Annotated in this window: 26 protein-coding genes; 19 read left to right on the top strand and 7 right to left on the bottom strand. The window is 38.1% G+C overall.

The window, feature by feature from the left end:
• Positions 1-57 precede the first annotated feature (57 nt).
• Positions 58-1,692 carry a hypothetical protein gene (locus NMK36_RS23885; protein ID WP_254174794.1) on the top strand — a complete coding sequence of 545 codons (1,635 nt, stop codon included), beginning with the start codon at positions 58-60 and terminating at the stop codon, positions 1,690-1,692.
• A 153-nt stretch (positions 1,693-1,845) separates the two neighbouring features.
• Positions 1,846-2,778: an alpha/beta fold hydrolase gene (locus tag NMK36_RS23880; protein ID WP_254174793.1), complete on the top strand. Its 933-nt coding sequence runs from the start codon at positions 1,846-1,848 to the stop codon at positions 2,776-2,778.
• Here NMK36_RS23880 and NMK36_RS23875 read toward each other — a convergent pair.
• Positions 2,773-4,371 (bottom strand): ABC transporter permease, encoded by a 1,599-nt coding sequence (locus NMK36_RS23875; protein ID WP_254175225.1) that lies wholly within the window; start codon positions 4,369-4,371, stop codon positions 2,773-2,775. The genes NMK36_RS23880 and NMK36_RS23875 overlap by 6 nt on opposite strands.
• 210 nt (positions 4,372-4,581) lie before the next feature.
• Here NMK36_RS23875 and NMK36_RS23870 point away from each other — a divergent pair, with 210 nt between their 5' ends.
• The 5 genes from NMK36_RS23870 to NMK36_RS23850 all read left to right on the top strand — a co-directional run bounded on the left by NMK36_RS23870 (position 4,582) and on the right by NMK36_RS23850 (position 7,232).
• The gene (locus tag NMK36_RS23870; protein WP_072718160.1) at positions 4,582-5,670 is read left to right on the top strand and encodes an ABC transporter ATP-binding protein; all 1,089 of its coding nucleotides are present in this window, start codon (positions 4,582-4,584) and stop codon (positions 5,668-5,670) included.
• A 93-nt stretch (positions 5,671-5,763) separates the two neighbouring features.
• A complete protein-coding gene (locus tag NMK36_RS23865; RefSeq protein ID WP_072718161.1) occupies positions 5,764-6,060 on the top strand; it encodes a hypothetical protein in 297 nt (98 codons plus the stop codon).
• Positions 6,061-6,066: 6 nt separating this feature from the next.
• A complete protein-coding gene (locus NMK36_RS23860; protein ID WP_254174792.1) occupies positions 6,067-6,468 on the top strand; it encodes a type II toxin-antitoxin system VapC family toxin in 402 nt (133 codons plus the stop codon).
• 114 nt (positions 6,469-6,582) lie between these two features.
• Positions 6,583-6,840, top strand: coding sequence for an AbrB/MazE/SpoVT family DNA-binding domain-containing protein (locus NMK36_RS23855; RefSeq protein WP_254174791.1), 258 nt, complete (start codon positions 6,583-6,585; stop codon positions 6,838-6,840).
• Entirely contained in the window at positions 6,828-7,232 is a 405-nt protein-coding gene (locus NMK36_RS23850; RefSeq protein ID WP_254174790.1) for a type II toxin-antitoxin system VapC family toxin, read from the top strand. Before NMK36_RS23855 ends, NMK36_RS23850 begins: the two co-directional genes overlap by 13 nt.
• 101 nt (positions 7,233-7,333) lie before the next feature.
• Here the strand turns inward: NMK36_RS23850 and NMK36_RS23845 are convergent, their stop codons facing one another.
• The gene (locus NMK36_RS23845) at positions 7,334-8,869 is read right to left on the bottom strand and encodes a DNA methyltransferase (protein ID WP_254174789.1); all 1,536 of its coding nucleotides are present in this window, start codon (positions 8,867-8,869) and stop codon (positions 7,334-7,336) included.
• 152 nt (positions 8,870-9,021) lie between these two features.
• Between NMK36_RS23845 and NMK36_RS23840 the strand changes: the two genes are divergently transcribed.
• The 3 genes from NMK36_RS23840 to NMK36_RS23830 all read left to right on the top strand — a co-directional run bounded on the left by NMK36_RS23840 (position 9,022) and on the right by NMK36_RS23830 (position 13,807).
• Positions 9,022-10,389, top strand: coding sequence for an ATP-binding protein (locus NMK36_RS23840; RefSeq protein WP_254174788.1), 1,368 nt, complete (start codon positions 9,022-9,024; stop codon positions 10,387-10,389).
• A gap of 629 nt (positions 10,390-11,018) precedes the next feature.
• Positions 11,019-12,452, top strand: a complete 1,434-nt coding sequence (locus NMK36_RS23835) for an MFS transporter (RefSeq protein ID WP_254174787.1) — start codon at positions 11,019-11,021, stop codon at positions 12,450-12,452.
• 119 nt (positions 12,453-12,571) lie between these two features.
• Positions 12,572-13,807 (top strand): LL-diaminopimelate aminotransferase, encoded by a 1,236-nt coding sequence (locus NMK36_RS23830; RefSeq protein WP_254174786.1) that lies wholly within the window; start codon positions 12,572-12,574, stop codon positions 13,805-13,807.
• A gap of 119 nt (positions 13,808-13,926) precedes the next feature.
• Here the strand turns inward: NMK36_RS23830 and NMK36_RS23825 are convergent, their stop codons facing one another.
• Entirely contained in the window at positions 13,927-14,139 is a 213-nt protein-coding gene (locus tag NMK36_RS23825; protein ID WP_254174785.1) for a hypothetical protein, read from the bottom strand.
• A 241-nt stretch (positions 14,140-14,380) separates the two neighbouring features.
• Here NMK36_RS23825 and NMK36_RS23820 point away from each other — a divergent pair, with 241 nt between their 5' ends.
• The 6 genes from NMK36_RS23820 (at position 14,381) to NMK36_RS23800 (ending at position 16,857) form a co-directional block, all read left to right on the top strand.
• On the top strand, positions 14,381-14,578 hold the full coding sequence (locus NMK36_RS23820) for a hypothetical protein (RefSeq protein ID WP_072718171.1): 198 nt from the start codon (positions 14,381-14,383) through the stop codon (positions 14,576-14,578).
• 1 nt (position 14,579) lies between these two features.
• Entirely contained in the window at positions 14,580-15,104 is a 525-nt protein-coding gene (locus NMK36_RS23815) for a hypothetical protein (RefSeq protein ID WP_254174784.1), read from the top strand.
• A 239-nt stretch (positions 15,105-15,343) separates the two neighbouring features.
• Positions 15,344-15,487, top strand: a complete 144-nt coding sequence (locus NMK36_RS23810) for a hypothetical protein (RefSeq protein ID WP_254174783.1) — start codon at positions 15,344-15,346, stop codon at positions 15,485-15,487.
• Between the two features lie 3 nt (positions 15,488-15,490).
• Complete coding sequence (locus tag NMK36_RS29165; protein WP_438822844.1) at positions 15,491-15,670, top strand: hypothetical protein; 180 nt, start codon at positions 15,491-15,493, stop codon at positions 15,668-15,670.
• Positions 15,671-15,697: 27 nt separating this feature from the next.
• Positions 15,698-16,225 (top strand): hypothetical protein, encoded by a 528-nt coding sequence (locus NMK36_RS23805; RefSeq protein ID WP_254174782.1) that lies wholly within the window; start codon positions 15,698-15,700, stop codon positions 16,223-16,225.
• A 266-nt stretch (positions 16,226-16,491) separates the two neighbouring features.
• Positions 16,492-16,857, top strand: a complete 366-nt coding sequence (locus NMK36_RS23800) for a hypothetical protein (protein ID WP_254174781.1) — start codon at positions 16,492-16,494, stop codon at positions 16,855-16,857.
• A 37-nt stretch (positions 16,858-16,894) separates the two neighbouring features.
• On the opposite strand, the gene NMK36_RS23795 is transcribed toward NMK36_RS23800, so the two are convergent.
• Positions 16,895-18,424 carry a YifB family Mg chelatase-like AAA ATPase gene (locus NMK36_RS23795; protein ID WP_254174780.1) on the bottom strand — a complete coding sequence of 510 codons (1,530 nt, stop codon included), beginning with the start codon at positions 18,422-18,424 and terminating at the stop codon, positions 16,895-16,897.
• 106 nt (positions 18,425-18,530) lie between these two features.
• Here NMK36_RS23795 and NMK36_RS23790 point away from each other — a divergent pair, with 106 nt between their 5' ends.
• The 3 genes from NMK36_RS23790 (at position 18,531) to NMK36_RS23780 (ending at position 21,043) form a co-directional block, all read left to right on the top strand.
• Positions 18,531-18,872: a histidine triad nucleotide-binding protein gene (locus NMK36_RS23790; RefSeq protein WP_072718176.1), complete on the top strand. Its 342-nt coding sequence runs from the start codon at positions 18,531-18,533 to the stop codon at positions 18,870-18,872.
• 186 nt (positions 18,873-19,058) lie between these two features.
• Positions 19,059-20,141, top strand: coding sequence for a photosystem II q(b) protein (gene psbA, locus NMK36_RS23785; RefSeq protein ID WP_072717645.1), 1,083 nt, complete (start codon positions 19,059-19,061; stop codon positions 20,139-20,141).
• A gap of 227 nt (positions 20,142-20,368) precedes the next feature.
• Complete coding sequence (locus tag NMK36_RS23780) at positions 20,369-21,043, top strand: Uma2 family endonuclease (RefSeq protein ID WP_254174779.1); 675 nt, start codon at positions 20,369-20,371, stop codon at positions 21,041-21,043.
• Between the two features lie 9 nt (positions 21,044-21,052).
• On the opposite strand, the gene NMK36_RS23775 is transcribed toward NMK36_RS23780, so the two are convergent.
• The 3 genes from NMK36_RS23775 to NMK36_RS23765 all read right to left on the bottom strand — a co-directional run bounded on the left by NMK36_RS23775 (position 21,053) and on the right by NMK36_RS23765 (position 25,806).
• Positions 21,053-22,507 (bottom strand): helicase C-terminal domain-containing protein, encoded by a 1,455-nt coding sequence (locus NMK36_RS23775; RefSeq protein WP_367997199.1) that lies wholly within the window; start codon positions 22,505-22,507, stop codon positions 21,053-21,055.
• A 131-nt stretch (positions 22,508-22,638) separates the two neighbouring features.
• A complete protein-coding gene (locus NMK36_RS23770) occupies positions 22,639-24,195 on the bottom strand; it encodes a pentapeptide repeat-containing protein (RefSeq protein ID WP_254174777.1) in 1,557 nt (518 codons plus the stop codon).
• A gap of 72 nt (positions 24,196-24,267) precedes the next feature.
• Entirely contained in the window at positions 24,268-25,806 is a 1,539-nt protein-coding gene (locus NMK36_RS23765) for a pentapeptide repeat-containing protein (protein ID WP_072718180.1), read from the bottom strand.
• Positions 25,807-25,926 lie beyond the last annotated feature (120 nt).

Here is a 25,926-nt window from a genome sequence, read left to right as displayed (position 1 = left end):
CAGAACTGACGGATCAAGGTTGACTGCCATTGGCCGATCATTCTCAATGGAAGAGTTATGGACAAAACTGGATTAGGGTTTCTTCACAGGATTAACCTGTTAAAGCTTCTGCTTCAGGGGTGGACAACAATCAAAACCCCACTGACTACCTTATTAGCGGTATTAATAATAGTAACAATGGTTGGATGTGGTAATTCTGCGGTTGCGCCCCAGAGTTCTCCACCCCTGAGCGTTACTAAATCCACCGAACCCATTGGCGATGTTTCTCCACCCAAACTGATCCAAAAACTCCATCAAGCTCTCGATACTTACCAGCCTCAAGTCAGTATTCTCAACCCCAAACCCGATGCGATTATCGAAGACGATACGATTAATCTGCAACTTCAGGTTCAAGGTTTACCCCTCTTCAAAGACCCGAAATCCGGTTTGGGGCTACATTTACAAGTGATCCTCGATAACCAACCCAATATCGATATTTACGATATTTCTACTCCCATCACCTTCTCCAATTTAGACCCCGGAACCCATACCCTCCGGGTCTTTGCCACCTATCCTTGGAACGAAAGCTATAAAAATGAAGGGTCTTTTGCCCAAACCACCTTTCATATCTTTACAAAAACCGATCTTGATTATCCTAACCCAGATCTCCCCTTACTCACCTATAATCGCCCACAAGGGGAATATGGTGCAGAACCAATTTTACTCGACTTTTATCTTAGCAATGCCCCTCTGCATCTGGTCGCCCAAGAAGACCCTACAGATGAAATTGTAGATTGGAAAATTCGGATTACCGTTAACGGCGAAAGCTTCACCACCAATCAATGGCAACCCTTATATTTAAAAGGATTTAAACCGGGTAAAAACTGGGTACAAATTGAATATCTGGATGAAAATGGTAACCTTGTTGACAACGTTTTTAATAAAACAGCCCGTGTCATTACTTATAATCCCAAACTCAATAATACCCTTTCCCAACTGATTCAAGGAAAATTATCCTGGGTAGACGTTAAGGGAATGGTTAATCCTAATGCTAACCCAGAAGATGTGATTGAACCTTCTGAACCTGAAGTCATTCCCTCTGTAGAACCTACTTCAGAACCAGAAGAAATTGCTCCACCTGTTGAAGAACCTATTTCTGAATCTCAAGATTCTATTTCCGAACCGGAAGAGATTTCTCCTGTTATAGAAGAAACACCTTCTCAAGTAGAAAATTCTATTTCTGAACCGGAAGAGATTTCTCCTGTTGTAGAAGAAACACCTTCTCAAGTCGAAAATTCTATTCCAGAAGCTGAACAGATTCCATCAGAAATCATAGAACCTGAACAACTTCCTATAGAACCTGTAGTATCGGGAACCCAAACCGAAGAAATCACACCCGAAGCTGCTAAGACTCAAGCGGATATTCCTTCTCAACCGTTAGTTTCTCCTGAACCTCAACCTAACAAATTCGGTGGATTTTTAAGCCGTTTCCGTCTTCCTTTCTTAAATTCCATTTCAGTAAAATTTAACCCTCCGACTCCGCCAACAACTTTACCTGAAATTGTTGATCAAGTTCCTATTCCAGAACCCGTTACCGAACTACAACCCGGAGAAACCCCTAACCTAATTGAAGATTCAACCCTTCCAGTTGATTCTGAAACTGAAGTTTCTAAACCTGAATCAACCGTTGAATCTGAAATGATCCCAGAATAAAGCCTTAATAGAGGCTAACAGATAACTTGGATTTCACTGATTTCTAAAAATCCATTAACCTAAAACCAGGTTTTTGTCTAAATTATGCTAATCGGTGAAATCCTTTTAATTTGTTGAAGTTCGCGTTTTTCTAAGATAAATTTATCCTGCATTATGGTTTATAATCCTGAATTTGTTCCTGAGAAAAAATCCTATACTTGGCAAGGATATCAATGTTTATATGAATATTATCCTGGGATTAACCCGATTAACAATAATGAATCTGCTTTATTATTAATTCATCCGATAGGTGTAGGATTATCGGGAAAATTTTGGCACCGATTTTGCCAAGAAGGGCGAAAAAAAGGGTTAAATCAGGCTATTTATAACCCAGATTTAATCGGTTGTGGTCATTCTCAAATGCCAAAGTTAGCTTATTATCCTGAAGATTGGGCAGAACAAGTTAATTATTTTTTACATAATATTATTGAAAAACCTGTTATTATCTTAGTACAAGGCGCATTATTACCCGTTGCGATCGCCCTGATTCAACTTCAAAAGAATTCTAATTCTAACTTAATCAAAGGATTAATTTTATCTGGCCCCCCCGCATGGCGAGTGATGACCGAACCTCGTTCAGAACAACAACAAAAACTCACCTGGAACCTATTTTTTGATTCTCCTATCGGTAATTTATTTTGGTTGTATGCTCGTCGTCGTCAGTTTATCGAATCTTTCTCCATTCGTCAACTCTTTGCAAAAGCAGAAGATGTTGATCAAAATTGGTTAGACTTGTTAGAACAAGGAGCAAAAAATGATAATAGTCGTTATGCAGTTTATTCCTTTTTAGCTGGATTTTGGAGACAAAATTATACGGATATCATGGCAGAAATTTCGATTCCTACCTTAGCCGTTTTTGGAACAACTGCATCAAGTATTAGTCGGAGTGGATTCTCGGAAACCCCAGAACAACGGTGTCAACTTTATGAAACAGGTTGGAAAAATTGTCAATCTGCTATCATTTCAGGACGCAATGTTTTACCCTACGAATCAACAGCAGAATTTGTTGAAGTGGTTGGAAAATTTATCAACGATTTGGGTTTATGAACGATGGGATTGAGCGATTTTTAAACTTAAGAAAATCACGGGAATAATCCCAACTGCAACAATAGCTAATGCGGGTGCTGCGGCTTCGGATAATCGTTCATCTGAGGCTAAGTTATAAACTCGAATGGCGAGGGTATCAAAATTAAACGGACGGATAACTAATGTAGCGGATAATTCTTTCATTACATCCACAAAGGTTAACATTCCGGCGGTTAATAATCCACTCAACATCATTGGGGTATGAACTTTAATTAATGTTCGAGTTGCGCCATAGCCTAAACTGCGGGCGGCTTCATCTAAATTCGGTTTAATTTTATTTAAACTTGATTCTACCGCTCCTAAAGAAACTGCTAAAAATCGAACTAAATAAGCATAAATTAAAGCCATAATGGTTCCACTAAATAACAATCCAGTTGCTATACCAAAGGTAGACTTCATCAACGCATCAATAGCATTATCTAATCGACCAATCGGAATTAAAATACCAACTGCAATGACTGAACCGGGAACTGCATAACCCATGGCTGCAATCCGGGTGGATAATCGCATTAAAGCATTAGAATTTAACCGGACGCCATAAGCCATGATTAAAGCAATTAGAACGGCTAAAAGACCGCTAATGGTTGCTAAAGTTAAACTATGTAAGGCATAATTCAAAAATTCTGTATTGAAAAGAGTGTCTAAATTTTCTAAGGTCATCTTTAATAAAAGACTACTGGGAATTAAAAACCCAAAGGTTATCGGGATTAAACAAACAATACAAGCTAATATAGCGCGTAGTTTTTTAAGTTTAAATTGGTTTAAAGATTGAAATCGATTTCCAGTTTGATAATATTTTGCTTGTCGCCGTGACCAAGTTTCAACTAAAATTAATCCTAAAATAAATAACATTAAAACGGCTGCTAATTGAGAAGCTGCAATTCGTTCTCCCATACCAAACCAAGTTCGATAAATACCTGTTGTAAAGGTATCTACCCCAAAATATTGAACGGTTCCAAAATCATTCAAAGTTTCCATTAAGGCTAATGCTAACCCCGCCATAATTGACGGACGAGCTAAGGGTAAAGCAATTGAATAGAAACTTTTCCAGGGGCTACAACCGAGGGAACGACTAGCCTCCAAGGTGCAGGTTGATTGTTCTAAAAAAGCAACTCTGGTTAATAAATAAACGTAGGGATATAACGTTAAAGATAATAAAAAAATTGCCCCCCAAACTGAACGAATATCAGGAAACCAATACTCATCAATACTATTCCATCCGAAGGTATCCCGCAGCAGGGTTTGTACCGGGCCATAAAAATCTAACCATTCGGTGTACACATAGGCGAGAATATAAGCTGGCGCGGCTAAGGGAAGTAACAACCCCCATTCAAACAAGCGACTCCCCGGAAACCGACACATCGTTACTAACCAAGCACTACTGACTCCTAGCAATAACACCCCGATACCAACGCCAAAGATTAGCAATAAGGAGTTGAGGATATAACCAGGTAGAACCGTTGCAGCTAAATGGTTCCAGACCGCAGCAGAATTGGTGAAAATACTGCTTAATACAAATAATACCGGAGTGGCGATTAAAATTGCGATCGCCATAACAAACAAAGTCCAAACGTCCAGACTCAAGCTCCGAAAGGCTTTTATCAAAGACTCCAATGGGGATAAGAACACCTGGAAGCACTCCCAAAAATTTAATCAAGTCTTAGTGAGAATATATCCTAAAAAGGGGGTATAATCAGAATTATGTTTCTGAATATAAGTTTCAACAATGGTGTTGAACTGTAAGCTCTATTGATTTTTGTAAAGATGATTCAATCTGTGATTCTGCATTTAGAGGATGTCGGGAAACAGTTTCCCCGAAGCCAGACACCAGCCGTTCAAGCCGTTAACCTGAAGTTACATGAAGGGGATATTTTAGGATTGTTAGGCCCCTCTGGATGTGGGAAAACCACATTATTGCGAATGATTGCTGGATTTGAACAGCCAGATACGGGAACAATTGCTTTAGCGGGTCGAGAAGTGGCTGGGTTAGATTATTGGATACCGCCAGAACAGCGAGACGTCGGGATGGTGTTTCAAGATTATGCGTTATTTCCCCATTTAACCGTTGAAAAAAATATTGCTTTTGGTTTAAAAAATAGTAAGAAAAAATCCAGTTTAGGGATTCAAAGACGGGTCGCTGAAGTTTTAGAATTAGTTGGGTTATCGGGTTATGAAAAACGCTATCCCCATGAAATTTCAGGGGGACAACAACAACGAGTTGCTTTAGCTCGTGCTTTAGCTCCCCATCCGGCTTTAGTTTTATTAGATGAACCCTTAAGTAATTTAGATGTTCAAGTTCGTTTAAGATTGCGACAGGAATTACGGGATATTTTAAAAATAGCAGGAACTACCGCAATTTTTGTGACCCATGATCAAGAAGAAGCTTTATCGATTTCTGATTGGGTAGCGGTGATGCGAGAAGGACGCTTAGAACAGTTTGGTACACCGGAAACTATTTATCAGCAACCTGCGTCTCGGTTTGTTGCAGAATTTGTCACCCAAGCGAATTTTATTCCTGCTAAACGTCGAGGAGATTTTTGGGAAACGGAAGTAGGTTGTTTTGCAATTAACCCCTATCTGGTGGATGCTGTTACTCCTGATTGGGAGCAATTAGACCGAGTAGAATTAATGGTACGACAAGAAGATTTTATTCTTAAACCTGATGATAACGCGCCTGTTGTCATTCGCGATCGTCAATTTCTCGGACGAGAAAATCATTATAGTTTACAGGTTCCTTCTGGACGGGAACTCATCGCCAGAACCAGTGCGACAACGGCTTTACCTGTGGGAATGCGGGTGAAAATCTCTGTACCTGAAAATGCTTTACGAGTCTTTCCCAGCCGGAGAAATTAGGTGGGGGTTGACAGTTGACCGTTGACGGTTAACTGTTAATAATTTGCTAGAATTAAAAGGGTGATCAATTACATTTGAACGGAGGCTATCAATATGTTATCAACGGATATGATAAAAGAATCCATGACCCAAAGAATTGAGAAAGTTGTTTCGATTTTAATGGAAGAGCGTCCTTTGTTTAAGGAGGATCTTAATTATTCTGAAATCGTTCAACATTTAGTTAAATTATTTGAAGAAAACTTACCTTTTGAAGAATTTAGTACAATGTCTGACACAGAATTAAAAGAGCATTGTAGTGGAATAATGTCCCTACAAATTTTAGCAAAAATTGGCGAAGATTTTACTCCTGAACAGATGGCTATTTTTGATGAAGCAATTAAACGTAAATAGATAATTATGATTTATTTATTAGATACTAATATCGTTTCTTTGGCTACTAAAAATAATCGTCAAATCAATAAAAAACTTGAGGATATTAAAGCTCAAAGAAAAAAGATCTGTATTAGCTGTATCACTTATTTTGAAATTAGGAGAGGATTTTTAGCGGTTGACTCACCGAAACAAAGGGAAAGATTTAATGGTTTTTGTCAAGATTATCAAATTATTTTATTAGATGATTTAGCAATTTTAGAGAAAGCAGCCGAAATTCATGCTAATTTAAGGTTAAGGGGATTACCAATACAAACGGAAGATATTTTAATTGCTGCGACTGCTATTGTTAAAGGTTTAATTCTGGTTTCTAATGATAGTGATTTATTGAGAGTTGAGGGTTTAAGTTTAGAGAATTGGGTAGAGTGATCAGTTGAAGTTTTTTTGGGATGTGTTATATAGTGATCGCATTATCATCACTTGTCCGCAGACAGCAATCCATGTTAAACTTAAAATAGGAAAAAATATATAACTATTAGTTCAATGGAAATTATTAAATTGTCAAGTCAAGGTCAAGTTACTATTCCTCAAATCTTAAGAGATCAGTATCATTGGGAAACGGGTCAAGAATTAATTATAATTAATCTGGGTGATGGAATTTTATTAAAGCCTAAAAAAACTTTTCCAGAAACAACATTAGATGAAGTTGCTGGATGTTTGAAGTATCAAGGAAAAGCCAAAACAATTGAAGAAATGGATCAAGCAATTGGTCAGGGAATAAAAGAATTATGGAATCGATGATTGCTATTGATACTAATATTATTGTTAGATTTATTACGAGAGATGATGAATTACAGTATCAACAAAGTTTAGAATTATTCAAAAATAAAAATATTTTTATTCCTGATACTGTCATCTTGGAAACTGAATCGGTGTTGCGGTTTGCTTACAAGTTTAAACCTTTAGAAATTTGTCAAGCTTTTAAAAAGGTTTTTGGTTTACCGAATGTCTATTTAACAAATGAAAAATTGATTCTACAAATTATTGAATGGCATGAGAATGGTGTAGATTTTGCCGATGCTTTTAATCTAGCTTCAAGTCATCATTGTTTAGAATTTTATACTTTTGATGAAAAATTTATTAAAAAGTCTAAAAGTTTATCTATTTCAATAGTAAAACATCCTGACTTGTAAATTAGTGTAGTTAAAGCGATCGCATTCTCAACTCCCTTAAACCTTAAAAACCCGGTTTCTTTAAGAAACCGGGTTTTTAATCCCCATAGTGGTTGAGATTATCAAATATCTAAGTCTAACTCCATCTGATTAGCTTTCACTTCTTTTTGTTTTTCAGCACTTTTAACCACTTCTAAACTTAAACGAATATTTAATCTTTTTAGATTTTCAATAATATCTTGGACTGTAACAATTTGAACCTTATCACAACTATTGCTCATATATTTACTTTGATAAAAACCAGCAGATTTTGCCGTTTTTATCATCTCTTTAGTAGGATTTTCTAAAGTTATAAATATGGCTATACTAGCATTTAATAGGGTCATTGTTCCTATTAAATCTCGAATATCACCTGATTTGACTTTTCCTGATTTGACTTGAAAAATGATTTTTTCTGGGTCATTTTGATCACCTTGAAAGTAAGCAATTCCATCTACACCTTGATCAGCACCTTTTTTTGTGTTAATAATTGCCCTATTATTCGTATAAGTTAAGATTGCCCATTTTTCAAATTCTTTTCGAGTGCGATCGTCTGCTTTATTTGCTAATGCTGTTGCACTTTCTATATCTTTAGGAATACCATGCAGTTTAATCGTATCTAAAACCCCTTTCCCAAAGCTATCTTCTAATCTTCTTAAAATTAAACTAATACTTTGATAAGTAATATCAATTCCTATCCATTTCCGATCTAATTTTTGGGAAACTGCAACGGTTGTTCCACATCCACAATAAGCATCTAATATTGTATCATTTTCGTTAGAACTGGCTTTAATTATTCTTTCTAATAATGCTTCAGGTTTTTGTGTTGGATATCCTAAACGTTCAGGATCATTGGCATTTAATATATTTATCATCCACCAATCTTCAGGTATTTTTCCTAAAGGATGAGGTTTATAAACTTTATTTGTTCCTTTGTGTTTTCCCCACATTGCATCATCTTTTCTCTTTATTCCTTCTGCTTCGTAAGGTATTCTAATTAAATCTGGGTTAAATATATACTCCTTAGTTTTACCGTACCTAAATATAACATCATGTCTCCTGCCAAAATCTTTTTTAGGTGAACCTCCTCCTCTGTAACACCAAATAATTTCATTTAAAAAATCACCTCCTTGAGAACAAAATATTGCATCTACTATTAATTTTAAATAATGTGAAGCGGTAGGATCACAATGTAAATAAAAACTACCCGTAGGTTTTAAAACTCGATGGATTTCTGTTATCCTTAAAGTCATACTAACTAAATAAGCCAGTAAACCACCTGTTCCTAGAACATTCTTTAAACCTGTAATTAAAGCAATACATTGCTGAGTGAATAAACCATGATAATTAGTTGTAATTTCCTCTAGTCCATGAATTGCATGATCATCCCATTCCCAGGTATCAATAAATGCTTGTGCTTGAGCTTTATCCTCGGAACCAATATTATTATAAATTTGATTGTAATTCCGTTTAGAGTTAAAAGGGGGATCGATATAACATAAGTCTACTGATTCATCTTTAATATAACGTCTTAATACTTCTAAATTGTCCCCATAATAAAGTTGATTAACCATTATATTTAGCAAATAAATTTGCTTGATTAAAACCTGATTAACCATTTTGATACTAAATTAATGTTTTGTCATACCAGAAAATATCTGATATTACCTGATGTTTTATTAATAAATATTAAGACAATACCTGAAAAAACCTGATAATCTGGAAGCAAGTTGAGTTATAATACTTAAAATTGTTACCTCATCTAGCTTTTATGACTGTTACAGAAATTTTACAATTTGTAGATAGGTTAGTATTTTCTGAGACAGAACAGCATTTAGATGATCTGCAAAAAAAGATTGTTGAACAGGTATTTAAAGGTAAAACTTATAAGCAAATTGCAGATATTTATGATTATGATGAGGGTTATATTGGTGATGAATGTAGGAAGTTATTTAAAATTTTATCTGAACAGTTAGGTGAAGATATTAAAAAATCTAACTTTGTTTCTACTATAGAAAGATTACAAATAACATCATCACCCCTGATTATACATACCAATAGTAACCATAGTAAGCAAAATAATAATCATACTTTTAATTTTTGTATACCCAGCTTAAACAACTCTAATAACAATCAAGAAAAAAACTTAAACGCTAAATCTAAATCAGTTTATCACGATTTAACCCTAGCTCCTCAAATCATAAATTTTTACAACCGAGAAACAGAACTTGAAACTCTATCTAATTGGATATTAAAACAAAATAGTCGTTTAATCTCAATATTGGGATTATCGGGAATAGGTAAAACCGCCTTGGTTAAAAGGTTTATTGATTTAAACTTAGATCAATTTGAAGTTATTATTTGGAAAAGTTTAAAATATCCTAAACCTTTAGAATTGCTTGTTCAGGATTTATTGAATATTATTAAGCCAGAAGACAAACAAACGATAGATGCTCAATTCAAACAATTATTAGATCTGTTCATTGAGAAAAAATGTTTAATCATCCTTGATGATGTTCAGAATATCTTTACTCCGGGTGAATTTGCGGGACAATATCAACCGGAATATCATAGTTATCAAAACTTTTTCACCTTGATCACAGAAACTCAACATCAGAGTAGTTTAATTTTAATTAGTCAAGAACAATGTGGAGAAATGGAAAGTTTAGATGAGGAATTATATCCGGTTAAGTGTTTAGAGTTACCGGGTTTATATGATACTCAAATTTTGAATCATAAAGGATTAGAAAATGATGAGTCTTGGTTAACGTTAATTAATTTATATGAAGGAAATCCTAGTTATTTAAAAAGTATTGCTATTTTAATTAAAAATATATTTGATGGTGATGTTGCTGAGTTTCTAGCTGAGAATGAATTAGTCATTACTCAGGAAATGCGATCGCACTTTAACCAATTATATAATAGACTTTCACCGATTGAACAACAAATCGTTTTAAAATTCAGTCAATTTGAGCAATCCTTATCCAGAGAAACATTGAGAGAAACTGTAGAGTTATCATCAACGGATTTAATTAATGGATTACAATCTTTACAAAAACGGTATTTAGTGACTAAAGTAAAAGAAGATAAAACTATGTTTAAATTATCTTCTGTGTTGAGAGAATATTTAGAAAACTAAAGATTAACCCTTAGCTGAATCTGCGAAATCTTTGATGATGATTTGTTTGGTTGCAATTTAGATACGGATTAGCTTGTTTTTCCTGCTTTGATCTCTATTATTCACTTAAATCTTGAGTTTGTTTATATCCAAATTTTTAGTTAAAACAGATGAGTTTAATCGGTTAATTTATAGAATTCTAGTTGCGATTTTTTGCGCTGAGAATTACAATAAGATTAATAAAAATTAAACGTCTTTGCTTGTAGGAATATCCGATGAGTTGATAAAACGAACACAACAATTATTAACCAAACTGTTGTGTGTTTAAACAATGTGATCGATTAAATGAACTGAGAATTTATGCTCTTGATTCAACGGATTGCGTTCCTAAAAATTCCTTTTTTTGTGCAAAATTACGGTTTAACAGAGGCTGTCTATCAAGATATTTATTGACTTTAAATCAAACATTTTAACATTAAATTTTACCTAAGACATAGAATTTTTACTCTCTAATAGCTATCTAAAGACTGAGATTCGTCATATTTAAAAGCTATTGAGTTCTCTCTCTATACAGATGGAATTGTTTAGACATTTTCCTAAACTATAGCTTAATCTTTTCCGTTTATATCCTCATCCTATTCTTTTAATCTGTGGAACAATATTTAAGTAAATTAACCAAAACTGACATTCGGCAAAGTTTACGGGCTTCTACTATAGATGGAGTGTTTGCAGCCATCTTTAGCAATGCAACAGGAGGCATTCTATTAACTAAATTTCTGGTTGATTTAGAAGTTAATTCTCTACAAATTGGGCTATTATCTGCTATTCCAATGATGGTTAATTTAGCACAACCATTAGGTGCATTTTTAGCGGATAGAACCACAAGCCGTTATCGATATTGTCGATTAGTTTATGGCACATCCCGTATTCTTTGGCTAATCTTAGGATTAGCCATTTTAATGATTTCTCCCGTTGATCCTCTTAGCCATCAAACTTTATTATATTTAACCCTAGCTATTGTTTCCATAACCAGTATCTTAGGGGCATTAGGAGGATCGGCTTGGATGAGTTGGATGGCAACTTTAGTTCCTAAAAAATTAAGAGGACGCTATTTTGGTTTACGCAATAGTGTATCTAGCTTGAGTAATTTGATATCCGTTCCCATCATGGGAATGATGATTTCTTACTATCCTCTTGGCCCTATTCGAGGCTATGGTGTGATTGTTTTATTAGGGGTAATTATGGGATTAATTAGTTTAGCCTGTCAATACTTTATGGTTGATGTAAATCCTCAACTTCAGCATCCCATTGAAACCCTATCTTCAACAATTTTTCCCCTAAAATCTGAACCGATTTCTAACAGTTCAGATTTTTTATTACAATTTAAATTATTTTCAAAAATCAATACTTTAATCCGTCAAAACTCTAATTTCTTTATTTTTCTAATTTACTATGATTTATGGATGTTTGCTGTAAACTTAAGTTTACCCTTTTTCAGCGTATATCTTTTACAAGGGTTAAAACTTGATGTCAGTTTAGTAACCCTCTATGCCAGTTTACAAGCGGGAATTTATATGTTAGTTTTACCCCGATGGGGACGATTAGCCGATCGCATTGGCAACCGTCCTTTGTTATTATTAATAGGAATGATTGTATCGACTATTCCGCTTTTGTGGATAGAAGCTCATCATAATTCCTTTTCTATTTGGGTGTTATTGCCTTTCCTCTATTTATTTATGGGAGGAACCTGGGCGGCACTTGATTTATGTAATCAAAATCTACAGATGGCTTTAGTTCCCCTTCGTAACCAAGCCAGTTATTTTGCTTTCACCTCAGCAAGTACCGGAATTAGTAGCGCATTAGGCACAACAACTGGAGGAATTTTAGCTCAGTTTGTTTGTAAAAATCCCGAAAATTTATTAGTGTTATTTGCCCTGTCTAGTGTTTTAATGTTGACAGCATTATTGCCCTTAACTTTAACTCAAGAACCCGGCGGTCAATCTCCAAAATACTTATTGCAAAAATTCGGTAATGTTATCCGAATTAATCGAACAATTACCCTAAAAAATAAACCCGCAGCTTAACATTAAACTGATTTCTCCAGTTAAGGTGTTCCCTGTTCCCTATTCCCTGCTATATGATAGAAAGTTCGGTTACTTTTAAACCTTGAAATTACGTCCTGAATTGGCGTTTGTAATCAACTATGGCAACCCTGAACGACAACTATCTCAAACTCAAAGCCGGTTACTTATTCCCCGAAATTGCCCGCCGGGTGAATGCGTTTGCAGAAGCCAACCCCGACGCCAAAATCATCCGTTTAGGCATTGGCGATGTCACCGAACCCTTACCCGCAGCCTGTCGTGACGCAATGGTTCAGGCGGTGGAAGACATGGGCAACCGCGACACCTTCAAAGGTTATGGCCCCGAACAAGGTTATGCTTGGTTACGGGAAAAAATCGCCGCCAACGATTTCCAAGCCAGAGGATGTGAGATTTCCGCCGATGAAATCTTTATTTCTGATGGTTCAAAATGCGATACAGGCAATATTTTAGATATTTTTGGAGACGATAATATTATCGCCGTTACTGACCCCGTTTATCCCGTTTATGTGGATACAAATGTGATGGCAGGACACACGGGAGATGCGAATGAAAAAGGGGAATATGGGGGATTAGTTTATATTCCCATTACGGCTGAAAATAATTTTACCGCCGCAATTCCCACCCAAAAAGTTGATTTAATTTATCTGTGTTTTCCCAATAACCCCACAGGGGCAACGGCAACCCAAGAACACCTAACTGCCTGGGTCGAATACGCGAAAGCTAACGGTTCAATTATTCTCTATGATGCCGCCTACGAAGCGTTTATTTCTGACCCTAGTTTACCCCATTCTATTTATGAAATTCCAGGGGCAAAAGACTGTGCTATTGAGTTTCGTTCCTTCTCCAAAACCGCAGGATTTACCGGAACTCGTTGTGCGTTTACGGTAGTTCCAAAAACCTTAACCGCTAAAGCAAAAGATGGTTCTGATGTGGAATTATGGAAACTCTGGAACCGTCGTCAAGCCACTAAATTTAACGGCGTTTCCTATATTATTCAACGGGCAGCGGAGGCGGTTTATTCTGAAGCAGGAAAAGCCCAAGTTAAGGCGTTAATTCAATTTTATATGGAAAACGCCCAAATTATTCGGGAGCAATTAACGGCGGCGGGATTAAGCGTTTATGGGGGAGAAAATGCCCCCTATGTTTGGGTGAAAACTCCCCAAGGTTTATCGAGTTGGGATTTCTTTGATAAACTATTACAAACCTGTAATGTTGTAGGGACTCCGGGTTCAGGTTTTGGTGCTGCGGGTGAAGGTTATTTTCGGATTTCTGCGTTCAATAGTCGGGAAAACGTAGAAGAAGCGATGCAAAGAATTACCGCGAAGTTTAAAGTTTAAATTGTTGGGTGGGCTTTGCCCACCTTATTAGGATAAAATTATCAATTAGGTTTGATACAATTAATTCTGCAAATCTTTATACAACCGGGGAAAGAAAGATGCCTCAAATTGTCCAATCTTCAATCGTCTTGTGCTTCTAGTACAGAGTTATCCCCTTGGCAAATTGCTCGTCCTAATGTCAGTATCTCCTCAAAGGCTGGTTCATCTTTGAAAGAGCCTGTAATTTGTTGTAGCCAATTGGTCGGTTGAGGATTGGCAAGTTGTTTCTGCAATTCGGTAATTGCTGCTTCTACTGCTGTGATGCGTTCTTCTAAAGAGGTGTTAATTGCCATTAGAGTTTCTCCTAATGAAGTGTTTTTATCTGAAGGATAACGACAGCGAAATTCTTGTTCTGTATTTAGTTTGCCATCCAATGGTATTGTAGCGTCGAAGCGAGTAAGAAAACCCTTGAAAAGTTTGGCTAAAACCTTGGGGTTTCGCCTCTTCGTAGAAAATGAGAATAGCGTCAGTAGTGTTTTTTGATAAGTAACGCTAAGATTAGGCTATAATTATCTGAATCGAAAATATGTATTTATGGGCAGAAAACGCGATCTGAGGCAGGTTGATGCGATCGCTAAAGAGTTTAAAATGGGAGGCGAATTAAGGATTGCTTTTGGGTTATTCCTTGAGGAAGAAAAGAAAAATGGTTATGGTGGAACTTTAAACCGTAGAGGGGATTTTACTTATGAAGAACTTCGCCAGAAAGCACAAGAATTTTTAGAGGATCTTTAAAATGGTGACTCAAACATCTATTAATCAAAAGCCAGATATCGAGAAAATTATTTCAGTGATTACTAAACCGATGATCGGAGAAATTTGTCATCAGGTTATATTTAGTTATGGGGATGAATTACGGCTAGATTTCGGTGAGATGTCTGCTTATACTCACCCAAAATTAGCAAATCTACGCAAAGGTAGTTGGCAATTTGGCACAAGGGCAACACCTTGGATTTTAAAGCAAGGAGATCAAGTCTTAACCTCTTCGTTGCCAGTCAATATAGATACTGAAATAGATGATTCACAAATAGATACTGTCAAGAAAGTTGTACAGCAACTAGAAAATAAAGAATTGATTGATTTGCAGATTGATGATCATAATATTAGTCTGACTCTATTGTTTCAAGGTGACTATAAACTTATTTTAGAGCCGGATTTGCAAGATGATTCTGGTCTGGCTTATTGGGAATTGTTTATGCCAACTGATCAAGTTTTGACCGTTGGGCCTGGACTTTTTTGGGAATGTAAATCGAGCCATTAAGGTTATGGTGTTTATCCCCAGAACAGAAACCGGGTTTCTTAATTTAATCTTGGGTAAGCCACAAAAATTGTCCCAGAAACCCGGTTTCTTCTGTAGGAGTTTGGTGAGGGTGTCGGGTGTGCCTTCTGTGGAGTTGGGGCAGTGGAGTTTTTGTTTTTTCACCAGTGACACTAAGATAACGCTACAATTATCAGAATCGAAAAAACGTTCACTTAATAATTCGATACTAGGAGTATGTAATGGATTCCACTGTTATTGTTGTACTTATCTTGATTATTGTTGTTGGAATTGTTGGTGGCACGCTAAAAATAACTCATACTGAAGTTACACTCGATACTCCGGGATTGCTTGAACGCTGGCGAAGATTTTGGAAACAACAATAATTTCTGAGCAGGCTAACAATTCAAAAGCCATGCCAAATTGATGACAAAAACATTAGGGGAGATTTGCAGGCTGTTCAAGATAGCCCAACGCACATTAGTATCTTACCAAGAGTTACAATGTCTCTGGAAAGGTACGAGACAGCATTGGCAAACACCCAAAATGATTGGGAAAGAGTTGATTAAATTAATATATTATAGGAGTCTATAACAATGGCATGGATATTCAGTTTATCAGCAGAGTGTGGCTCAGATCAAAGCAATGTCAATCAATTTGCTCAACACTTTGAGGGAATAGAATGGTTACTCTCAAATAATCGCCAATGCCAATGTCGCACAGACACTTTTCAAGACATGGAGCAAAATTGGTGGTGTCGGGTTTATCCTAATAATATTAGTGAAGTGGGAATCAATAGTCCTGAAAGTGCTTATTTAATGACAGAGTTGGGTATTTTATTCTATCAAACTCTCCGATTTACTTCTTCGTTTCGTTATGCTTTGGTGGGTGTTGAAGTTGATGAATTTAGAACCTATAGTGAACTTATGGAGGATTTGCCTAACTTATCTCTCCCCGGATTAGTTTTAGCAAAAGAACTTACTCTTATGGTAGAAATATTACCCCTTTTCCGAACCTTTAGTTCTAGTTATATTTGGCAACCCTATGCGGGAGAAATCTATAATCCATTAATAGCATCCCCAGATTTAAAAAATAAGCTGAATGAGCTTCTGGCTGTGAGTTGAATTTAATTTATCTGTCAAAACTAACACCGGATAAACGATTCAATTTGCTATCATTCGGATGAAAGGTTGCTGAACACATTAAACCCTGAAAAGCCATTCTTATCCGTTGCCAATGACATTAAACTATTACTTAATACACTAACTCAAAATTTAAAATTGTCAAGTCCAGAAACCCCTACCCCAGTAGAGCGTAACCCTCCCAACAACTGACAACAGAAAACGAGAAAATAGAAGAATAAATCAACAGTTACTTTTAACTCCTCATTATGTACCTAAAAGATTATCCCCACGCCATTGCAAAACGGCAATATGAACTTTTAGAACTGAACCGAGAAATCCGTCGTCATACTCAAAGTGTTAACTTTTTCCTGGCTTCTATTGACCGTCAAATTGCCTATGATACGACCTTAAAAAACGAAGCTCAACGGAAAGCAAAACGCTTTGAGTTAATGCAGGAAGATACTGAGTATTTGGCAGCATCCCAAGCTTTAGATGAAGCAACGGAAAAACGCGATAAATTAACAGTAGAACTTGATTTTCTTCGCAATCAATTTGGGATTTTGAAATTAGAATTGCGAGATGCGATCGCAACTAAAGAAAACCTAACAACCTCCCTTCCAGTTCTACCTTAATTAATCTAACTTCTTGAGTTCTAAAATAGTCAGAATCTTACTGCATTCGATCAATGGTTCGATATTGAATCGCCTCAGCAACATGGGGCGGTTTAATATTCTCTTCCCCGGCTAAATCTGCAATGGTTCGGGCTACTTTTAAAATGCGATCGCTCGCCCTTGCCGATAATCCTAATTTCCTAATTGCATTTTCTAATAAACTTTGTCCAACATTATCTAATTGACACCATTTTTGAATATGACGACTTTGCATTTCTGCATTCGATTTTAATTGGGGTTCCTCTTGAAATCGTTGACGGGTTCGTTCACGGGCTGTTATGACTCGTTCTCGAATATTAGAAGAACTTTCCCCTTGAGATTGTTGTAGAATTTCCTCTGGTTTTAAACGATTAACAGCCACTTGCAAATCAATTCGATCCATCAATGGCCCTGATAATTTTGCCCAATATTGTTCTCGTTGGCGGGGTGAACAAGTACAGGGTTGAATTGTATCCCCATAGTAACCACAGGGACAGGGATTTGTACTCGCCACTAAGGTAAATTTAGCCGGAAATACAACGGATTGTTTGGTTCGGGAAACCGTTACAAATCCATCTTCTAACGGTTGTCTTAAAAACTCTAAAACATCCCGTTTAAATTCCGTTAATTCATCAGCAAATAAAATTCCACGATGAGCTAAAGAAATCTCTCCTGGTTTCGGATAAGTTCCGCCTCCAACTAAAGAGGGGCCAGAAGCAGAATGATGGGGACTTCTAAAGGGGCGATCGCTCACTAAAGTTCCCCGATTTTTTAATAATCCAGCTACGGAATAAATTCGAGTTACTTCTAAAGACTCTTCAAAACTTAAAGGCGGTAAAATTCCGGGTAAACGACGAGCTAACATCGTTTTTCCGCTTCCGGGTGGCCCGACAAAAATTAAATTATGTCCTCCCGTTGCTGCAATTTCTAACGCCCTCCGAGCATGAGCTTGTCCTTTAACTTCACTTAAATCTAATCCAATAGTTGTTTTTTGAGCTAATAAATCCGTTGCAGTTAAATTAACAGGTTGATAAGCACTGGGATGGTTTAAAAAATCAGTTACATCTAATAAATTTTTAAATCCATAAACCGATAATCCCTGAACAACTGCCGCTTCTTGAACATTATCTTCAGGAACCACTAACCCTGTAATTCCCATTTTTGCCGCCGCCGCCGCAATGGGAAGCACACCCGCAACGGGTCTTAAGCTACCGTCCAAACTGACCTCACCTAAAAATAAAAAATCTCCTAATAAATCGGGTTTAATTTGTTCCGATGCGGCTAAAATACCAATACTAATGGGAAGATCAAAACTTGGCCCTTCTTTGCGTAAATCCGCAGGGGTTAAATTAATCACAATATTTCGCATGGGGAAAGCATACCCGGCATTTTTCAACGTCGCTTTTACCCGTTCTCGTGATTCCTGAACCGCCGCATCGGGAAGCCCCAACACTGTAATTTTAGGCAGTCCCCCGGAAATATCAACTTCAACCCCAACTTTAACCGCATCAATCCCAACAATACAGGCACTCCAAACCCTTGCTAACATGGTGTTTAACTTTGATAATTTGTTCCTTTTCTATATTCTGCTATAAGTGACGTAAGCTCTACGATTAACGGTAGACTTGCAAGTGATAAACTGCACCGATACAGATATGACTGATACGATTTTTAGCAAAATTATTCGTCGGGAGATTCCGGCTGATATTGTTTATGAGGATGATTTATGCCTCGCCTTTCGGGATATTGCCCCCCAAGCCCCGGTTCACATTCTGGTAATTCCTAAAAAACCCATTCCTAAACTTGCTGATGCGACATCTGAAGACCATGCTCTCATGGGACATCTACTTCTAAAGGTAAAGCAAGTGGCTGAAGAAGCGGGACTAGAGAACGGTTATCGCGTTGTCATTAATACAGGTGTCGATGGCGGACAAACCGTTGATCATCTTCATCTTCATATTCTGGGGGGTCGTTACATGGAATGGCCTCCTGGTTAAAGGCTTTGGGCGAGGAAACCTCGCCCCCTTCTTCTTGCTTTGCATAAGTTTTTCTTATCCTATCAATTTACAAAAATTTTCTTAAAACCACTTTACAAAACGCAATCATCTGTGTCATATTACTAATCAAGGTAGAAAAAACACTACCGACGTACCTCGAAAAATACATAGCAATACATACCTAACATGACAACCACGATTCAGCAACGCGAAAGCGCCTCAATCTGGGATCGGTTCTGTAACTGGGTCACATCCACCAACAACCGGATTTATGTCGGTTGGTTCGGTGTTCTGATGATCCCGACGTTATTAACCGCCACCATCTGCTACATCATCGCCTTCATCGCTGCTCCTCCAGTGGACATCGATGGTATCCGTGAACCCGTCGCTGGTTCACTGTTATACGGAAACAACATCATCTCTGGTGCAGTTGTTCCTTCCTCTAACGCCATCGGCTTACACTTCTATCCCATCTGGGAAGCAGCTTCATTAGATGAATGGCTGTACAACGGTGGCCCTTACCAGTTAGTGATTTTCCACTTCTTCATCGGCATCTTATGCTACATGGGTCGGGAGTGGGAATTATCCTACCGTTTAGGGATGCGTCCTTGGATCTGCGTCGCCTACTCTGCACCTGTTGCAGCAGCAGCCGCCGTATTCCTGATCTATCCCATCGGTCAAGGTTCATTCTCTGACGGGATGCCTTTAGGTATCTCTGGAACCTTCAACTTCATGTTAGTGTTCCAAGCCGAGCATAACATCCTGATGCACCCCTTCCATATGTTAGGAGTTGCCGGGGTGTTCGGTGGAAGCTTATTCTCCGCCATGCACGGTTCTCTGGTTACTTCTTCTCTGGTGCGTGAAACCACCGAAACCGAATCCCAAAACTACGGTTACAAATTCGGTCAAGAAGAAGAAACCTACAACATCGTTGCAGCCCATGGTTACTTTGGACGTTTAATCTTCCAATATGCCAGCTTCAACAACAGCCGTAGCTTACACTTCTTCTTAGGCGCTTGGCCTGTGGTCGGCATTTGGTTCACCGCATTAGGTGTATCCACAATGGCTTTCAACCTGAACGGATTCAACTTTAACCAGTCCATCATCGACTCTACGGGTCGCGTGATCAATACTTGGGCTGATGTGTTAAACCGCGCTAACTTAGGTATGGAAGTGATGCACGAGCGTAACGCTCACAACTTCCCCTTAGACTTAGCTTCGGGTGAATCTGCTCCCGTTGCTCTGGTTGCTCCTTCTATCAATGGTTAATTTTTAACCTGAGATAACAAAGAACGCTCTCCGAAAGGGGGGCGTTTTTTGTTGTTTACGATTTATAATCCAGGGACAATGATATTCATGTTAGAGTTAAAATATTGCACTAGGCATTACAGTTAGGACATTTTTTAATCCTGAAAGCCTTTCACTTCTTACTGTTCCCTGTTCCCTGTTCCCTCTTCCCTGTTCAATATAGCAGTCTTGAACTCAACATCAAGCTTATGCTCCAACAACTGCAACCCCAAAATCAAATCCCCATTGTTTATCCCGATAGTGATGGACAACCCATGTCTGACAATACGCTGCAATTTCAATGGATTGTAACCATTAAAGAAAATTTAGATCTGTTATTTGCTGACAATTCTAATGTGTTTGTAGCGGGAGATTTACTCTGGTATCCCGTTGAAGGCAATAATACGATTCGTCGCGCCCCGGATACAATGGTAGTATTTGGAAGACCCAAAGGTTATCGGGGTTCTTATCAACAATGGCAAGAAGATAATATCCCCCCCCAGGTAGTCTTTGAGATTCTTTCCCCTGGCAATAGAATTAAAGAAATGGCAGCTAAACTGCAATTTTATCAACAATATGGTGTGGAGGAATATTATCTTTATGATCCTGAAAAAGTCGATTTTGCTGGATGGCAACGCATCGAAGGACAATTAACAATTATTGATGAAATTCAAGGTTGGGTCAGTCCCCGTTTAGGAGTTCGGTTTGAAATGGCTAAGGAATTACAAATTTTTACCCCCACAGGAGAACGGTTTTTAACGTTTGTAGAATTGGGGCAACGATTACAACAAGAAAAACAACGGGCAGAACAAGCAGAAGCTCGGTTAAAAGAGTTAGAAGAACGGTTAAAACGTTTAGGCGTTGATCCGAATCTGCCAGAATAGGGGGAATAGCTATTGCCCTAACCACAATGTATCTAAATAATTAATTCGGGCGGAAGGACTTAAGGCGGTTAAAACCTGTTCTCCATAACTACGATGCAGAACTCGACTATCAAATAATGCCACAACTCCTTGACTATCACGGACAGTGGCGACGGCTCGTTGTAACTCGCTTAAAGCCGTTGGTAATAAATAGAAGCGAAACCAATCCAGATGTCGTTGTTTATAGTAGGCAACTTGTCCGGCGACTAAGGGATCTTCTAAAGACGGAATGGGTAAAGTTGCGATCGCTAATAAATGAGGAGCAGGTAAACGTCCTTGATGTTGTCGCCAAAACTCCCAACCCGTGACTAAAACGCCATGTTCAGACAAATTAGTGGTTTCTAGCTGTACCCGTGAGCCAAATTCCGCCGCCATTGCCGTACTTACCTGAGCTTTTAACGGCACATCTCCGATTAATAAAACACTGAACCCCGGTACAGAAAAACTCATACATAAAATTGTATAAATCTCTTTAATCAAAGATTGTTGATATTGAGGAGTATTCGGTAAGGGTAAACCCGATGGAATATACAGTTGAATCAGTTGACTTTGCCGATCTGGGGTAAATTTTACACTCGTAATCTCTCCTAATCCTACGGATTGACGGTAAATCGGGGCGGCTTTGTCTAAATCCAAGGCTCCCCCAATTAAAACGACAGGCTGTTGGGGCCAAAGAACTTTTAATTCTGATGCCACATCTATCGGCCCACAAAACAGAGAAAATGTTCCTAATGTTCGATCGACAACCACCCATTTTAATTGTTCTGAAAGTTGCCAACGTTGCCAAAATTGTTGCCATTGTACCAACAGGGGATCGAAACTCCAATCTAGGACTGGATAGAGTGTCTCAAGGATCTCCTGTTCAGGACTGTCTAATAAATAGCATTGATAGGGGTTGGGGGGATGTTGGAAGAGTAGCCGTGTTAGGTGTACCCGTGCATCTCGTATGGTTTCCGCTTGTTGGGGTTGTTGCTGCATCAGATGATTCCAGTCCTGGGGATGCAAACTCACGGTGAGGGTTTGGCGTGTCCAAGTTTCTAAATCATCGACCCCATCGATCACCGTCACTACCTGTTGCGGAAAGTTGTTTTTAGTCTTTAAACGATCAGATAACCAAGCTTGGGGGGAGGTCAACAATACCCCTGGAAAGACCTCATCAGGCCAAGAATCGCCCCTGACAATGGGTTTATTGGGGATTAAATCAGGATGATTTAAGGTTTGTGAGTTAATCCATTCTGACAAATCCAGCCCTTGCAGTTCGTCCAAAATCCCATCCGGTGCAACAACAATCGTAGGTTGACGCCAAACTAACAACGGTATCCAATAACTAAACCGATAGGAGTGGTGTTCATAGTTGGGGGGTATACCCGTTTGAATTAAGGCATTTCGTCCCAATCGCAAGGCTCTGGCCACCAAACGAGCCATCGTGAGATGATGGGGCCAAGGAACCTCTGTTTGCAACTTCAGAAACTTTCGCAATAAGTTATGGACTTCTACTTCTATCAAACTCGTTCAGAAACACAAATAGAATGGTAATATGTGTTAATTATCCTTGATTACCCCAGATAATCAAAGCTTTCGATAAAATCAATCACCTGATTAAAATCAGGAAGGGTGGTTTGACGGGAATTGAGGGTTAAATCCGCATCCATTTGACGAGTGGATAATTCATCAAAGCGTTTTCCAAAATTAATATGACTATGAACAATTAAACTATGTTGGCTGCTATTTTTTAGTAAAGTTTGGGTTGCGGCTTTAAAGAAAGGAGACGGATAATTTTTCTGAGTTTCTCGGACTAAGGCTTTAAAATCATTGGCTTTAATAATGACTTGATTCATGGCGGTTAAAATCTGGACTTTTCGGTTTTTTCCTAAATTTTCTTCTTTAATTCTTCTCATTAAATTAATAATATTTTTTTGAGTTGAGGAGGCATCAGCAAAGGGAAAAATGATCATACAAGCGATGGGAAATAAATGTTCTTCCCGTTCCACGGAAAAGGTTAAGGTGGTGCGTCGATAATCCACATCAACACTAGGGGGACGATTCATCACAGGATAGACTTGAGATAATTTATGATAAATCATCATTAAACTTAAATTAGATTCAAAATCTAAAGGGGCATCAATGAAAATTTGAACGGTGGGAAGGCTTTGATGAAAAAACTTTCTCAGGGTTTCAGGATTAAACTGGACAACATGACTATGATCACCATTGGGACTTAAATCAATCCAGTCACATTTGAGATCTTCTGCTTTTAAACTAAATCGATGGACTTCATAAAGCTTGGCTCCGGTTAAGGTAGCTCCTGATAAATCCGCGCCTACCCAGTCAGATTGAATTAAATTAGCTTGGGTTAAATCCGCGTGCACAAAACTAGCTTTGACTAAATTAGTATTACTTAAATTTGCTCCACTTAAATTCGCCCCACTCAAGTTGGCTTCACTTAAATTTGCACCCGCTAAATTTGCACCGCGTAAATCGGCCCACCGTAAATTCGCCCCACTTAAATCAGCCCCACTTAAATTAACATGGGTGAGGTTCGCTTGTCGCATTTCCGCATAACTAAAATCAGCTTTGGGTAAGTCGGCTTTGGTTAAATTTGCTCCTCTTAAATCTGCTCTCCTAAAGCAAGTTCCAACCCCAAAAATAGCGCGTAAATTCGCCCCACTTAAATTCGCATGGGTAAAATCTGCTTGTTCAACCTTGGCTTCTCTTAAATCAGCCCCATTTAAGTTAGCTTGAATTAATTTAGCTTGGCTAAGTAACGCTTGAATTAATTCCCCTCGAATTAATAAACTTTCAATCAGAGAAGCTTCACTTAAATCGGCCCGAACTAAATTAGTAACATTCAACGTCGCTCGATCTAAAATGGCTTTACTTAAATTAGCATTACTGAGTCGAGCTACATTGAGATTAGCTCCTATAAGGTTACAACCACTTAAATTAGCGGCGGTTAAATTAGCAACCATAAAAGAAGCTTGGCTTAAATTCGCTTGACTGAGTTTGATTCGGCTTAAATTGGTTTCATTCAGGTTAACCCCACTAAAATCCCGCGCTCCCTCTTGGTATTGTTTAACAATTTGGTAGACTTTGACTAATTCACTTTCAATCATAATGATGCTCCTCTAACCCTGATTTCATAAATGGTGATTCACTGTTGTTAATTCAACAAAGATAAAAGGGAGTTAAAATCCTTTGATAAAATTTAAAAGGGTTTCTACATCAAGAGGCTTGGGGTTTAAATAGGGATTGTTCAGAGATTCTGAACTTTCCGAAGAGCCAGAATCTCTGACTAAACTTCTGCCAAAATAAGAATGACTATGCAAGATTAAATGTTGATGGCTAGAACTTTTGAGAAGGGTGCGTGTGGGATAGAGAAAGAAAGGCGTTGAGAATTCAATTTTGGGATCTAATCTAATATCGCTTAAAAGGCGAATTTGTTGAGCCATTTCCACCCCCAATTGTACAATCCGATTGGATAACTGTACAGGAAGTTGGCTACAGGTTTCTGGAGTTAACTGTTTAATTGCGGCTTCAATTGCCTTTTGGGTTGCATCCGCATCCTGAAACGGCAAAATAGCCACATAAGCCACGCTTAACAGTTGTTCATTCGATTCAATTTTGAATGAAATCACCGTTCGTCGTGAGTTAACTTCCAGGGTCGGAGGTTGATTGAATAATGAGGATTGTTGTTGAAGATAATGATAAATTTTAGCTAAAATTGTATGGTCTTCAAATCCTAATCGGGTATCAACGCTAATTTCAACCGTGGGAAAGGTAGCATTAAAAAATTTATTCGCTTCTTTAGGGCTAAAGGTTTGAATATGGCTACTATCTCCGAGGGGACTTAAATCAATCCAATCACAGGTAATTTCCTCTGCTTTTAAGTCAAAACGAGAGACTCCATAAAGTTTAGATCCCGTTAAGGAAGAACCCGTGAAATCAGCACCCGTACAATCAGCATTAATTAAATTGGCTTGGGTTAAATCGGCATGAATTAAAACCGCATTCATCAGGTTTGCCCCTGTTAAATTCGCTCCACATAAACTTGCCCCACTTAACCGAGCTTGCTCTAAATTTGCCCCACTTAAATTAGCACCATTGAGATCAGCCCAGCGTAGATTTGCCCCTCGGAGATCAGCCCCACTTAAATTAGCTTTATAGAGGTTAATTTGTCTCAATTCACCATTGCTTAAATTAACACCTCTGAAATCTGCTTTAGTCGCACAAGCTCGATGTAAACTTGCCCGTTCTAAATTACAACCAATGAAAACCGCATCGGTTAAATTGGCGCCATTCAAATTGACTTGTTCGAGGTTGGCTTGTCGCAGAGTGGCTTCTCGCAAATCGGCTTCACTGAGATTTGCTCCCATCAATACAGCGTAGCTAAGATCAGAACGCATCAGTTCAGCCCGAATCAGAGAGGCATTAATCAGGGATGCTTCTCGAAGATCAGCCCGAATCAGGTTGGCAACATTGAGAATGGCATCATCCAAGGTGGCGCGATTTAAATTAGCACCACTGAGACGGGCAACATTCAGTTTTGCCTGGTTCAGATTCACTTCTGATAGATTGGCGCCACTGAGATTAGTAATACTCAAAATGGCTTGGCTCAAGTTGGCTTGGCTAAGATTAGCTCGACTGAGATTGGCTTCACAAAGCAGAATCGCCCTAAAGTCTCTTGTGCCTGATTCATATTTGAGCAGAAGTTCATCGGCATCCATGCCTTCTAACTCTCCAGCTTTGTTAGGTAGATTTTATAAAATTATAACAAAATACGGTAGAATATATCTACCCATGAAAGGGTGAAAACGACTTGATAAATGTTAGTTCAAACCTGATAC

It is taken from the genome of Planktothrix pseudagardhii (assembly GCF_904830925.1).
Lineage (GTDB): Bacteria > Cyanobacteriota > Cyanobacteriia > Cyanobacteriales > Microcoleaceae > Planktothrix > Planktothrix tepida.
The sequence above is the reverse complement of the archived record's forward strand: the minus strand, read 5'-3'. Positions and strand labels throughout refer to the sequence as shown.